Raw genomic sequence first — 12,096 nt, 5'->3', positions numbered from 1 at the left:
CGCAGGTGATACGTACAGCTGTCGGCCGGTTTCCGTCCGGTCGGCGGCGCTCCCCCGGCTGCCGGCGACGGCCGGTACCACGGTGCGGGAGGCGGGCAGACCGGCGATTGTACCGACCGCTTTCATCGGGGGCGAACGGTTTTGATGCCGGTCCGACGCCGGTGCAGGGCCGGTGCGTCACCGGGTCCGTCCCGTAGGGGACGGCATGCGACCGGAGACCTACGCGCACCGCTCCCGGATTCCGCCCGCGGGCCGATGCCTTCACGGGGCGGGCGCAGGACCATGGATTACATGAGCACCGTCAGTCTGAACCCCCGCAGGACCGGCCCCGCGCACGGCGCGACCGCGGCCACCGGTCACCGGCACAGCCACCCCGTCGGCGACGCCCTGCGCGCCGCCAAGGTCTACGTCCGCGCCGCGTTCGGCGTGGTCGTCCTCGGCGAGTACGCCGAAGAGGCCGGCGTCCACCGAGGCGTCCACCGAGGCGTTCACCACCGCGAGCACTGAGTACGCAGAACCTCCCCGGTGTGAGTATCCGACCGGGGGTGTCCCGGCCCTGCCCCGCGATGGGGCAGCGGCATGGAGAACAGCCACGTTCATGTGATGCGTCCCGCCCCCGCCGGTCCCGCCCCCGCCGGTCCTGTCGCTGCCGGTCCTGTCGCCGCTGGTCCCACCGCCGTTGCACACAGCCCGAACGCCTGGATCGCCCCCGCCATCGTCACCGCGGCCGCGGTGATCCTTTCCTGCGCCGCCCTGACGATCGTGCTCTTCGCCCTCATGGGGCCCGGCAGCTGTGACGCGCAGGCGGCCTGCTCCTGGGGCACCAGGGCCACCCGGAACATCGTGTGGAGCGCCGCCCGAGCGATTCCGTACGTGACACCTGCGGGCCTGTTCGTCACCTGGGTTCTGCCATGGCGCTCGCGCTGGACCGCGGCCCGTCGACGGGCCGCGGCCTTCGCGCTGCTGCCGCACGCGGTGATCGCGGCCGACCTGCTGCCGCTGCTGATCTTCAGTGACTGACCGCCGTACGCGGGTCGGTCACCGGCCTCAGTTGTCGGTCAGCAGCTCGTCCGCGTCCACGATCCGGTACGCGTACCCCTGCTCGGCCAGGAACCGCTGGCGGTGCGCCGCGAAGTCCTGGTCGATCGTGTCGCGGGCGACCACCGAGTAGAACCGCGCCTCGTGCCCGTCGGCCTTCGGCCGCAGCACCCGGCCGAGCCGCTGCGCCTCCTCCTGGCGCGAGCCGAACGTCCCCGACACCTGGATGGCCACGGTCGCCTCCGGCAGGTCGATGGAGAAGTTCGCGACCTTCGACACCACGAGGACGCTGAGTTCGCCCTGCCGGAACGCGTCGAAGAGCTTCTCGCGCTGGGCGTTGCTCGTCTCGCCCTTGATCACCGGGGCGTTCAGATGCTCACCCAGCTCGTCGAGCTGGTCGATGTACTGCCCGATGACGAGGGTCTGCTCGCCCCGGTGCTTGCGCACCAGCGCCTCCGTCACCTTCCGCTTCGTCGCCGTCGTCGCGCAGAACCGGTACTTCTCCTCGGTCTCCGCGGTCGCGTACGCGAGCCGCTCCGAGTCCGTCAGATTGACCCGCACCTCGACGCAGTCGGCGGGCGCGATGTAGCCCTGCGCCTCGATCTCCTTCCACGGGGCGTCGAACCGCTTGGGCCCGATCAGCGAGAAGACGTCCGACTCGCGGCCGTCCTCGCGCACCAGCGTCGCGGTGAGGCCGAGCCGCCGCCGGGCCTGGAGGTCGGCGGTGAACTTGAAGACGGGCGCGGGCAGCAGGTGCACCTCGTCGTAGATCACCAGACCCCAGTCGCGGGAGTCGAACAGCTCCAGGTGCGGGTAGACGCCCTTGCGGCGGGTCGTCAGCACCTGGTACGTCGCGATGGTGACCGGCCGGATCTCCTTGCGGGTACCGCTGTACTCGCCGATCTCGTCCTCGGTCAGCGAGGTCCGCTTCACCAGCTCGTGCTTCCACTGCCGGGCCGAGACGGTGTTCGTCACCAGGATCAGCGTGGTCGCTCTGGCCTGGGCCATCGCACCGGCCCCGACCAGCGTCTTCCCCGCACCACAGGGCAGCACGACCACACCCGAGCCGCCGTGCCAGAACCCCTCGACCGCCTGCTTCTGGTACGGCCGCAGCGCCCAGCCGTCCTCCGCGAGATCGATGGGATGCGCCTCGCCGTCGACGTACCCCGCGAGGTCCTCGGCGGGCCAGCCCAGCTTCAGCAGTGTCTGCTTGATCTGCCCGCGCTCGGACGGGTGCACGGCCACGGTGTCCGGGTCGATCCGCGCCCCGACCAGCGGCTGGACCTTCTTCGAGCGGAGGATCTCCTCCAGCACGGGCCGGTCGGTCGAGGTCAGCACCAGACCGTGCACCGGGTGCTTGGAGAGGGTGAGGCGGCCGTACCTGGCCATCGTCTCGGCGATGTCGACGAGCAGCGCGTGCGGAACGGGGTAGCGCGAGTACTGCACGAGCGCGTCGACGACCTGCTCGGCGTCGTGTCCGGCGGCGCGCGCGTTCCACAGCCCGAGCGGGGTCAGCCGGTAGGTGTGGATGTGCTCGGGTGCGCGCTCCAGTTCGGCGAAGGGCGCGATCGCACGACGGCAGGCATCGGCCTGGTCGTGGTCGACTTCCAGAAGTAGCGTCTTGTCGCTCTGGACGATGAGGGGTCCGGTCACGCGCTTCGGCCCTTTCTGCTGCGGAGACGGCCGGAACGGCCAAACGTCCAGTGTGCCGCATGCGGGCGCGGTGGTGCCGGGGCGCGGCCCGACCCGCCGGTCAGCCCGCCCGGCGGCCGCCCCGTCCCTCGGGGAGCTGCCCCAGGTGCACGGCGCGGTGGGCGGTCCCTGCCAGTAGCCGGACGTCCTCGGTGAAGGAGTCGACGCGGATCCTGCGTCCGTCGGTCAGAGTGATGTCGCAGGTGAAGCCCATGCCGCGGGCCTCGGACAGGGGCCGGCCGTCCTCGCCGTGCGCGCCGACGGACGCGATGTCCTGCCACGGGATCAGGGTGGCGGTGCCCGCCACGCGGTGGGTCAGCCCCCGCTCGTGGACGTCGAAGCACTGCTCACGGGTACGGAACCCCTGGACCAGCCGCCAGATCCCCAGGCCCAGCCCCACCAGCCCGACGCCGAGCAGCAGGCCGGCCAGCTCCGGAGCCCCGTGGGTGGTGCCGATCGAAGCGACGGCCACCGGCACCCCGAAAGCCGTGCCCACCGCTCCGACGACGAGCATGATTCCGGCCTGCCGCAGCCGTCTGCCCCCGTCGGTACGGTGCTCGCGGACGAAACCCCCCAGCTGTCTGGCCGCTTCGGTGCGCCGCATGACCTCCCCCTCCCAGCGTCGTGGACACGTCAGAGTGTGCCCTTTCACCGGCCGGCCCATCCCCGATTCGCACGCACTGCCGCGCCCGGCGGTGGCCGATGGGGAGGGGATGGGGATGCGACGAGGGTTACGCCGTGGCGTCGTCCGCCAGTTCGGCGACGCCGGTGATCCGGTGCAGCGGGTACGTGCGGACCTCGTCCGCCGTGTGGTCGTACGCCGTGACGAAGCCGCCCTCGACCCGGACCGGGGCGATGACGCGCTGGCTGGCCGCCCCGTCCGCGTTGACGTAGCCGATCCAGAGCGCCGAGCCGGTCATCGCGGCGGCCTGGACGGTGGCGAGGGTCTCGGCCGGGGCCGTACGGGGCAGGGAACCGGCCGCGGCGGCGGGGGCGTCGGCCGGGTCCTTGCGGGCCACCGTGGCGGCCGTGTCCCCGGCGCGGATCGCCCGTACCGCCGCACCGAGCAGGGTGGCGTCCGGGACCGGAGGGCCCTCGGGCACGGGGGCGGGGGCCGTGCGGGGCGGGGTGCGGCGGGTGCCCGCGCGGGTGATCAGGACGTCGCCCTCGGCGGACTCCGCGGCCGGGGCGTAGCCCATCTCGCGCAGCCCGTCGAGCAGGGAGGCCGGGTCGACCTGGGCGGCCAGGGCCGTCGGTGCGAGGCGGCGCAGGCGCAGGGTGGCCGAGCGCTTGTCGGCGAGGATCTCGTTCAGCACGGCCTCGTCGTCGCAGCGTACGTACGAGGAGGCGGCGCCGATCCGCAGATGGCCGTGGCGGCGGGCCACGTCGTCGATGAGGTAGCTGAGCGGCTGCGGCACCGGCGTGCGGCTGTGGGTGGCGAGGAACGCGTGCAGATCGGCCGCGGACCGTCCGGCGTCCAGGGCGCGGCGGACGGACCCGGGGGTGAACCGGTAGACCGTGGCGCCGCCCTTCGACTCGACGTCCGCGAGGACGGAGAGCGTGTCCGCCAGGGGGCGCTCCAGCGGGCCGGGGGCGACGGCCGTCAGGTCGGCCTGGAGCAGGACGTGGTCCAGTGGCTCCGGGATGAGGGGCGCGAGCAGCGCGGCGGCGTCGGCGGGCCCGGGGCCGAGCAGGGCGCGGGTGGGCGAGGCGAGCGCGCCGCGCCCGGTGATGCCGAGGAGTTCGGACTCGTTGAGCGTCCACAGGGCGACCCGGGACCGCAGGTCGGTGGTGTCCCCGGCGGAGGCGGATGCGCCGCGCAGGGGACGTTCCCAGCGGAGGCGGGCGAGCACGGTCTCCGGGTCGGGGGCGGTGCCCGGTTCCAGGGCGGCGAGGAGGGCGAGGACCCGGTGGCGTACCTCGGGGGCGGCGGAGCGGTCGAGGTCGGGGCCGAGGGTGGACAGGGCCCGGCCCTTGGCGTCCTGGCCGCCGACCAGTCCGGCGGTGCGGGTGGCGGCGAGCCAGGCGGTGGCGAGGCGCACCCAGCGGTCCTGGGCGGGGAGTTCGGCCCAGTCGTCGTACGCGGGCGTCGGCGCGTACCGTTCGTCGGCCTCTCCGTCGGAGGCCAGCAGCCCGGCCGCGTAGGCGAGTTCGACCCAGAACGCGGCGACGGGCTCGGAGACGTCGAGGGTGGCGGCGGTCTTCTTCAGCTCGCGGACACTGAGTCCGCCGGCGCGCAGTATCGCGGGGCCGCCGCCGTTCCAGCTCTTCAGCAGCTCCTCGACGGTGGTCACCGCCAGGAACGCCTGACCGGCCGCGGCGCTGTCCACAGCCTGGGGATCACGGACCGCGACCGCCTCCACGGCGGGCGGCCGGGGCTCCGGTACACGGTGGGCGCGTCCGGCCCGCAGATGCAGGGCGGCCTCGCGGGGCAGCACCACGGTGCGGGTCGACACGGGCAGCAGCAGTCCGTGGTCGCGCAGCCATTTCACCGGCGGCGTGGGGTTCGGGGTCACTTCCCCGTACGGCGGCCCCCACACCAGCCGGTCCAGCACGGCCAGGGCCTCGGCGGGGGCGGTGTCCAGCAGCTCGCCCATGCGGGCCCGGTCGGTGAAGAGCGCGGACAGGGCCGCCACGGCGGAGACCGGGTCATGGGTGGCGGGCAGTTCGACGGCCGCCAGGATCTCCTGGAGCCGGCCCGGCGACATTCCGGCGGTGGCCTCCGCGACGGTCGGGCCCAGACCGGTGGGGGACGGGTGCTGCGGGGACGGCGCGAGGAGTTCGCGCGCGGTGCGCACCAGCCGCAGCCGGTCGTCCTCGCCCCAGACGAGGGCCTGTTCGCGCAGGGTGGCCAGGGCGGCGGGCAGCGTGTCCACGATCGCCGTGTCCGCGTCGCCGCGGTGCGCGCCGTCGTCCCGGCCGTCGCCGGTGAGGAGGCCGAGCAGTGTCTCGTACGGGGCGGGGTCGGGGGCCACGGCGAGTGCCTCGGCGGTCTGCAGGGAGAACCGGTCGAGGTGCTCCAGCGCGCGTACGACGGAGGCACGTGTGCCGGCTCTCGTCGCGAGCTGGGTGATGTCGCCCGGCACGGGGGTGAGGAGGTCGGGGCGGGCGCGCAGCAGCCCCGCCAACGACTCGTCGTCCCGGGCGCGGAGAGCTTCGGCGAGCGTCCGCGGTGGTGTGGTCATCCCCATCCGTCCCACGGTAGTCGCTCCGGACGGGCCCGAGGGCGCTACCGTCGGGGCAGGGCGGTAGAGGGGAACCATCGCGTGGGGATCGAGAGCGACCAGCTCGTCTACGACTATCTGAGCCGGGTCGGGGACCTGGCGCAGCAGCAACAGCTGTCCTCGGGCGCCCGGATGAGGCTCGTTTCGACCCTCCGGGGCGAGATCGACCGGCAGCGCGGAAAGCAGCCCGCGGACAGCCCGGCGGCGGTCCGCCGCATCATCGGGAGGCTCGGCACCCCCGACGAACTCGTCGCCGCCGCGGCCGCGTCGGCGGACGGGACGGTGGAGCTGCCCCAGCGGCCGGAACCCGCCGCGGGGGAGGAGAGCGGCATCCCCCGTCCACGCAGGGGGATGCTCAGGAAAGACAGTTCCGGCAAGGGCGCGTCGCGGGCTGCGCGGGCATCGGCCGGGGAGCCGGAGGAGGCGGATCCCCCGACGGGCGCGGCGGGTTCGGCGGGTTCGATGGACTCGGCGGGTTCGGCGGGTTCGGCGGGCGCGGCGGGTTCGATGGACTCGGCGGGCGTGGCGGGTTCGGCGGGCCCGGTGGGCGCGGCGGCTCCGGAAGCAGCCGCCGGGCGGGTGCCTTCGCCGCCGCACATGGCCGGTACGGACGAGCTGGGGCCGTCCGGGAGCGAGCCCGACTGGTGGCGGATCGAGCCGGTACCGTTCGGCGACGGGGTGGACGTGCCGGGGTTCGTCGGCGGTGTCGAGATCCCGGCCATGATGCGGCCGCCGTCGGCCGGGGACGCCGTGCCCCGCCCGCGAGCGGGCGACCCGGTGGACGACGCGCCGGACGATGACGAGGAGTCCGGTGGCCCGGCCGGGGACGCCGGTGCCGAGGAGGCCGCCCCGCGGCGCCGACGGCTCCCGGGCCTGCGCCGCCGCGCCGCGCGCGAGTCGACGGGCCGCGGTTTCTCCCACCCGCTGCTGCTGCTCGCCGCCGCGCTGCTGGTCGCGGGCGCCGTGCTGGGTTCCTGGCCGGCCCTGGCGGGCGGCTGGCTGCTCGCGTACGGCTCACGCAAGTTGTCGCGCGCGGAGGCGAAGTGGGCCGCGATGGGCCTGCCGGGCGTGGTCGCGGCGGGCGCCCTGGTCTGGCTGTGGGGCAGGAGCGACGGCCGGTGGGGCGAGCCCATCGGGGACGGGCGGATGGGCGAGGCGATCGGCCAGACGTGGCCGTGGGTGGTACGGGGGGCGGCCGTCGCCTCCGCGCTCTACCTGGTGTGGCGGGCGCGGAGGCCACGGTCCTGACGGCCGGGTGTCAGCCGGTCATCTTCGCCTGGAACTCGTCGAGGATCTTGTCCGCGGCCGTGTATCCGATGCCCGCGATCCACAGGCGGTCGTCGACCTTGAAGACCTTTCCGTTCCTGGACGCCGTCAGCCCCTTCCACAGCCCGCCGTTCATCGTCTTCGTCGCCCCCGCCTTGTCCGGGTCGCCGTACGTGGACGTGAAGACGACATCCGCGTCCGCGAGGTCGATCTTCTCGGGGGACACGTCGTACGAGAAGCCGTCCTTGGCCTTGTCGGTGATCGCGGGGCGGCCCACGCCGAGGTCGGCGAGGATCGAGCCGATGTAGTTCTGCTTGCCGTAGATGCGGATGTCGGCGCCCTCGACGAAGCGGACGAAGCTGACGTCCGTGGCGGCCGCCTTCTCCTTGCCGCCGATCGCCTTGGTCACGGCCGCGACGTGGGCGTCGTACGCGGCGACGACCTTCTCCGCCTCCGCCTGCTTGCCGAGCGCGTCCGCGTGCAGCTGGAAGTTCTCCTTCCAGGCGGTTCCGGTGGACTCGGTCATCACGGTGGGGGCGATCGCGCTGAGCTGCTCGTAACGGTCGCCGTCACGGACCTTGCTGGTGAGGATCAGGTCCGGCTTCAGCGAGGCGACGGTCTCCATGCTGGGGTTGGCGATCTCGCCGACCGCCTTGATGCCCTTCGTCCGGCTCTCGGGCAGGTAGGAGGGGAAACTGTCCTCCGTCGCCGAGTGCGTCGCGCCGACGGGCCGCACGCCGAGGGTGAGCGCGGAGTCCAGCTCACCGGAGTCGAGGACCACGACGCGCTGGGGGTCCACGGGGGCCTCGACGTCTCCCATGGCCGTCTTGACGGTGTGTGTCGTGGCCTTTCCGGAGTCGGAGCCGGAGCCGCTGGCGCTGCCGCCGGACTCCGAGAATCCGCAGGCGGAGAGCGCGAGCGCGCCCGTCAGGGCGAGGGCGCCGAGGGTGAGGCCGCGGCGGGTGAAGGGGGGCATGGCCTGCCTTTCGTCGGGGTTGCGGTGGTCGGTCACGGGCGGGACGGCGGCCGACCGGGCCGGGCGGAGGCGCGGCGCGGGTTCACGACGCCGGAGCGGCCTGCCAAGGAGCCCCCGGCACCACGAGCGGCGAACCCGTCACCGGGTCCGGGACGATCACCGCGTCCAGGCCGAAGACCTCGCGTACGAGGCCGGCGGTGACGATGTCCTCCGGGCGGCCCTCGGCGATGATCCGGCCCGCCTTCATGGCGACCAGGTGGTCGGCGTAGCGGGCGGCCTGGTTGAGGTCGTGGAGCACGGTGACGACGGTCCGGCCGCGGGTGCCGTCCGCCGCCGGGGCGGTGAGCCGGCGCACCAGGTCCAGGACCTCCACCTGGTGCGCGATGTCGAGGTACGTGGTCGGCTCGTCGAGGAGCAGCAGATCCGTCTCCTGGGCGAGCGCCATCGCGATCCAGACCCGCTGGCGCTGCCCGCCGGACAGCTCGTCCACCGACCGGTCGCCGAGCGCGATGATGTCCGTACGCTCCATGGCGTCCGTCACCGCCCGCTCGTCCTCCTCCGACCACTGCTGCCACCAGTGCTGATGCGGCTGGCGGCCGCGGGCGACGAGGTCGGAGACGGTGATCGCCTCGGGGGCCACCGGGGTCTGCGGCAGCAGCCCGATCGACTGGGCGATCTTCCGCGTCGGGATCTTCGACAGCTCGGTGCCGTCGAGGAGCACGGCTCCGCCGCGCGGCTTGAGGAGGCGGCCCAGCGCGCGCAGGGTGGTCGACTTGCCGCAGGCGTTCGGGCCGACGATGACGGTGACCCGGCCGTCGGGAACGGCGAGGTCCAGCTCGTGGACGACGGTGCGGTCCTCGTACGCGAGCGTCAGCTCCCGCACGGTGAGCCGGCCGGTCGCGGCCGGGGCCGTCGTGGCGCCGGACGTGCCGGACGTATGGGTCGAGCTCATGCGGTGCCTCCACTACGGCCGCGGCGGCCGCCCTGGCCGCGGACGATCAGCCAGATCAGATACGGGGCGCCGACCGCCGCCGTCAGTACGCCCACCGGCAGTTCGGTGGGCGAGAAGAGCCTGCGCGCCAGCAGGTCCCCGAACACCACGATCACCGCACCGAGCAGCGCCGAGCAGAACAGCGGGATCTGCGCGGTCCGGGTCATCCGGCGGGCGATCTGCGGGGCGAGCAGTGCCACGAAGTCGACCGGGCCGGCCGTCCCGGTCGCCACGGCCGCCAGGACCACGCCGAGGGCGACGAGCCCCAGCCGTACCCGTCCCAGACGCACGCCGAGGGCCGTCGCGGTGTCGTCGTCCATCGAGACGGTGCGCTGGGCGCGGGCGGCCCACAGGACGGCCGGCAGCAGGACCAGCAGCGTCCAGCCGATCGGCGCGGCCTCGGACCAGCCGCGGCCGTTGAGCGAGCCGGTCATCCAGATCTGCGCCTGCTGGGCGACCAGATAGTCGCCCTTCGTCAGGAACAGGGTCGTGAGCGAGCGCAGCGCGATGGCGAAGCCGATGCCGATGAGGACGAAGCGGGTGGCGTGCAGCCCGCCGCGCCAGGCGAAGACGTACACGAGGGCCGCCGCGGCCACCCCGCCGACGACGGACAGATACGGCAGCACGGTGTACGAGGTGACGCCGAAAGTCATCGCGCCGACCGTGAGCACGGCGGCGCCCTGGCTGATGCCGATGATGTCGGGGCTGGCCAGTGGATTGCGGGCGACGGTCTGGATCAGCGCACCGGCCACCCCGAACGCCGTACCGACCAGCAGCCCCACGACCATCCGCGGCAGCCGCAGCGTGCCGACGACCAGTTCGTCGGGGGACGGCTGCCCCAGGATCACCTTCACGACCTCGCCGGGCGCGACGAAGCTCTCGCCGACACAGAGGTACGCGACGCAGACGGCGGCCAGCAGGACGACGAGGGCGGCGGCGACGACGGCCGCCCGCCGGTGCAGCAGGAACCTGCCCCGCGCCCCGATCCGTACGACGCGGTACCCGGCGGGCCGTACCCGGACCGTGGTGTCGCTCATGCGGGCACCGCCTTCCGGCGTACCAGGGTGACCAGGAACGGAACGCCGATCAGCGCCGTCATCACGCCCGCCGGGACCTCGCTCGGCGGGAAGACGATGCGGCCGACGACATCGGAGACGAGCAGCATGACGGGCCCGATCAGCGCCGCCATCGGCAGCACCCAGCGGTGGTCGCTGCCGACGACCGCGCGGGCGATGTGCGGGACGGCGAGCCCGATGAACGCGATCGGGCCCGCCGCGGCGACGCCGACACCGGTCAGCACCGTGGCCCCGATCCCGCCGACGATCCGCACCGTCGCGACCTTCTGGCCGAGGCCCTTCGCCACGTCCTCGCCGAGCGCCAGCGCGTCGAGCCCGCGCGCGACGGACAGCACGAGCACGGTCCCGACCAGCATGAACGGCCAGATCTGCTGCGCCACGTCGGCCTCGCGCCCGGCGATCGAGCCGACCTGCCAGAAGCGGAACTCGTCCAGCGCGGACGCCTTGGTCGTCAGCACCGCCGTCGTCACCGACACCAGCAGCGCGTTGATCGCGGCGCCGCCCAGGGCGAGTTTCACGGGGGTGGCACCCCCGCGGCCGCCGGAAGCGATGGCGTACACGGCGACGGAGGCGATCGCGGCCCCTGCGAAGGCGAACCACACATACCCCGTCAGGGTGTGGATTCCGGCGTACGCGATGGCCAGCACCACGCCCACCGTGGCGCCCTGGCTGATGCCGAGGATGCCGGGGTCGGCGATGGGGTTGCGGGTGATGCCCTGGAGCACCGTGCCCGCGAGGGCCAGTGCCGCGCCGACCATCAGCCCGATCAGGGTGCGGGGCACCCGCATGTTCCGGATGACTTCGGCGGCGTCGGAGTGCCCGCCGTGCAGCAGGGCGTCGATCACCTCGGACGGGGGTATGGAACGGGCCCCGACGGCAAGGCTGAGGAGGACCGCCACCAGCAGCGCCGCGACGGCCGCCGCCGTCGCGAGTGCGCGTCTGGAGCGGCGTGGTGCGGCGGCTGACATCGGACCCAATCGAAAGCGGAGCAAAGTTAGGCTTGGCTAAGTCTAAGCACCGTCGATTTCGGGCCCGAGGCCCGTACCGGGACGGGCGCGACGTTCCGGTTCCGTGTCCGGCCCCGCGACAATGGACTCCATGCCCTCGTACCCCCTGACGGTCGGCTTCGACCTCGACATGACGCTCATCGACACCCGGCCCGGAATCAAGGCCGCCTACCTGGCGCTTTCGGCCGAGACGGGCACGCCGATCGACGCGGACCTGGTGGTGAGCAGGCTCGGGCCGCCGGTCGACGAGGAGCTGCGGAACTGGTTTCCGGCCGATGCGGTGGCCGCCACCGCCGACCGCTACCGGGAGATCTATCCCACACACGCCATCGCCCCGAGCCTCGCGCTGCCGGGTGCGCGGGAGTCGGTCGCGGCGCTCCGTGAGCGGGGCGGCCGGGCGATAGTCGTCACCGCCAAGCACCGGCCGAGCGCCGAGCTCCACCTGGCCCACCTCGGGATCGAGCCCGACGCGGTGATCGGCGGCCTGTGGGCGGAGGCCAAGGGGCAGGCGCTGCGCGAGCACGGGGCGCATGTGTACGTGGGCGACCACACCGGGGACGTCCGGGGCGCCCGCACGGCCGGGGCGCTGTCGGTGGCGGTCACCACGGGCCCGTGCGACGCGGAGGAACTCCGGGCGGCGGGCGCGGACATCGTGCTGTCGTCGCTGACGGAGTTCCCGGCATGGCTGGGCGGGTACCTGGACGGGGATGCGGCGCAGGGCCTTCGGCGGGGGCGGATTCACTGAGCGCCGGGCGACCATGCCTCCGGACGCTCCCGCGGCGGGCTGACGACCCCGATCCACCTGAGACGACCCCGATCCACCTGG

11 protein-coding genes are annotated in these 12,096 nt (G+C 73.7%); 4 read left to right on the top strand and 7 right to left on the bottom strand.

Annotated elements, in window-relative coordinates:
- Positions 1–291 precede the first annotated feature (291 nt).
- On the top strand, positions 292–507 hold the full coding sequence (locus ACIOMQ_RS04385) for a hypothetical protein (protein WP_362195206.1): 216 nt from the start codon (positions 292–294) through the stop codon (positions 505–507).
- Between the two features lie 72 nt (positions 508–579).
- The gene (locus ACIOMQ_RS04380; protein WP_362195209.1) at positions 580–1,020 is read left to right on the top strand and encodes a hypothetical protein; all 441 of its coding nucleotides are present in this window, start codon (positions 580–582) and stop codon (positions 1,018–1,020) included.
- 27 nt (positions 1,021–1,047) lie between these two features.
- Here the strand turns inward: ACIOMQ_RS04380 and ACIOMQ_RS04375 are convergent, their stop codons facing one another.
- The 3 genes from ACIOMQ_RS04375 to ACIOMQ_RS04365 form a co-directional block, all read right to left on the bottom strand.
- Positions 1,048–2,691: a DNA repair helicase XPB gene (locus ACIOMQ_RS04375; protein ID WP_362195212.1), complete on the bottom strand. Its 1,644-nt coding sequence runs from the start codon at positions 2,689–2,691 to the stop codon at positions 1,048–1,050.
- A gap of 100 nt (positions 2,692–2,791) precedes the next feature.
- Positions 2,792–3,334, bottom strand: coding sequence for a hypothetical protein (locus tag ACIOMQ_RS04370; RefSeq protein WP_402187808.1), 543 nt, complete (start codon positions 3,332–3,334; stop codon positions 2,792–2,794).
- Positions 3,335–3,461: 127 nt separating this feature from the next.
- Positions 3,462–5,921 carry a helicase-associated domain-containing protein gene (locus ACIOMQ_RS04365; RefSeq protein WP_401262993.1) on the bottom strand — a complete coding sequence of 820 codons (2,460 nt, stop codon included), beginning with the start codon at positions 5,919–5,921 and terminating at the stop codon, positions 3,462–3,464.
- A gap of 75 nt (positions 5,922–5,996) precedes the next feature.
- Between ACIOMQ_RS04365 and ACIOMQ_RS04360 the strand changes: the two genes are divergently transcribed.
- A complete protein-coding gene (locus ACIOMQ_RS04360) occupies positions 5,997–7,202 on the top strand; it encodes a hypothetical protein (RefSeq protein ID WP_402187806.1) in 1,206 nt (401 codons plus the stop codon).
- Positions 7,203–7,212: 10 nt separating this feature from the next.
- Here the strand turns inward: ACIOMQ_RS04360 and ACIOMQ_RS04355 are convergent, their stop codons facing one another.
- From ACIOMQ_RS04355 to ACIOMQ_RS04340, 4 genes are all read right to left on the bottom strand, one after another.
- Positions 7,213–8,196, bottom strand: a complete 984-nt coding sequence (locus ACIOMQ_RS04355; RefSeq protein ID WP_402187939.1) for an ABC transporter substrate-binding protein — start codon at positions 8,194–8,196, stop codon at positions 7,213–7,215.
- A gap of 82 nt (positions 8,197–8,278) precedes the next feature.
- Entirely contained in the window at positions 8,279–9,148 is an 870-nt protein-coding gene (locus ACIOMQ_RS04350; protein ID WP_401262996.1) for an ABC transporter ATP-binding protein, read from the bottom strand.
- Positions 9,145–10,224, bottom strand: coding sequence for a FecCD family ABC transporter permease (locus ACIOMQ_RS04345; RefSeq protein WP_401262998.1), 1,080 nt, complete (start codon positions 10,222–10,224; stop codon positions 9,145–9,147). Before ACIOMQ_RS04345 ends, ACIOMQ_RS04350 begins: the two co-directional genes overlap by 4 nt.
- Positions 10,221–11,231, bottom strand: coding sequence for an iron ABC transporter permease (locus ACIOMQ_RS04340; RefSeq protein ID WP_362195230.1), 1,011 nt, complete (start codon positions 11,229–11,231; stop codon positions 10,221–10,223). The genes ACIOMQ_RS04345 and ACIOMQ_RS04340 overlap by 4 nt, the downstream gene beginning before the upstream one ends.
- A gap of 121 nt (positions 11,232–11,352) precedes the next feature.
- On the opposite strand from ACIOMQ_RS04340, the gene ACIOMQ_RS04335 reads away from it, so the two are divergent.
- Positions 11,353–12,015: an HAD family hydrolase gene (locus tag ACIOMQ_RS04335; protein WP_401937505.1), complete on the top strand. Its 663-nt coding sequence runs from the start codon at positions 11,353–11,355 to the stop codon at positions 12,013–12,015.
- Positions 12,016–12,096: the final 81 nt, after the last annotated feature.

It is taken from the genome of Streptomyces sp. NPDC087845 (assembly GCF_044742755.1).
In the GTDB taxonomy this organism is placed as follows: Bacteria; Actinomycetota; Actinomycetes; order Streptomycetales; family Streptomycetaceae; genus Streptomyces.
The sequence above is the reverse complement of the archived record's forward strand: the minus strand, read 5'-3'. Positions and strand labels throughout refer to the sequence as shown.

What these genes read in the sequence shown, in the direction of transcription:
- ACIOMQ_RS04385 (WP_362195206.1), top strand. Translation starts at nt 292, where the DNA reads ATGAGCACCGTCAGTCTGAACCCCCGCAGGACCGGCCCCGCGCACGGC.
- ACIOMQ_RS04380 (WP_362195209.1), top strand. Translation starts at nt 580, where the DNA reads ATGGAGAACAGCCACGTTCATGTGATGCGTCCCGCCCCCGCCGGTCCC.
- ACIOMQ_RS04370 (WP_402187808.1), bottom strand. Translation starts at nt 3,334, where the DNA reads ATGCGGCGCACCGAAGCGGCCAGACAGCTGGGGGGTTTCGTCCGCGAG.
- ACIOMQ_RS04365 (WP_401262993.1), bottom strand. Translation starts at nt 5,921, where the DNA reads ATGGGGATGACCACACCACCGCGGACGCTCGCCGAAGCTCTCCGCGCC.
- ACIOMQ_RS04355 (WP_402187939.1), bottom strand. Translation starts at nt 8,196, where the DNA reads ATGCCCCCCTTCACCCGCCGCGGCCTCACCCTCGGCGCCCTCGCCCTG.
- ACIOMQ_RS04350 (WP_401262996.1), bottom strand. Translation starts at nt 9,148, where the DNA reads ATGAGCTCGACCCATACGTCCGGCACGTCCGGCGCCACGACGGCCCCG.
- ACIOMQ_RS04345 (WP_401262998.1), bottom strand. Translation starts at nt 10,224, where the DNA reads ATGAGCGACACCACGGTCCGGGTACGGCCCGCCGGGTACCGCGTCGTA.
- ACIOMQ_RS04340 (WP_362195230.1), bottom strand. Translation starts at nt 11,231, where the DNA reads ATGTCAGCCGCCGCACCACGCCGCTCCAGACGCGCACTCGCGACGGCG.
- ACIOMQ_RS04335 (WP_401937505.1), top strand. Translation starts at nt 11,353, where the DNA reads ATGGACTCCATGCCCTCGTACCCCCTGACGGTCGGCTTCGACCTCGAC.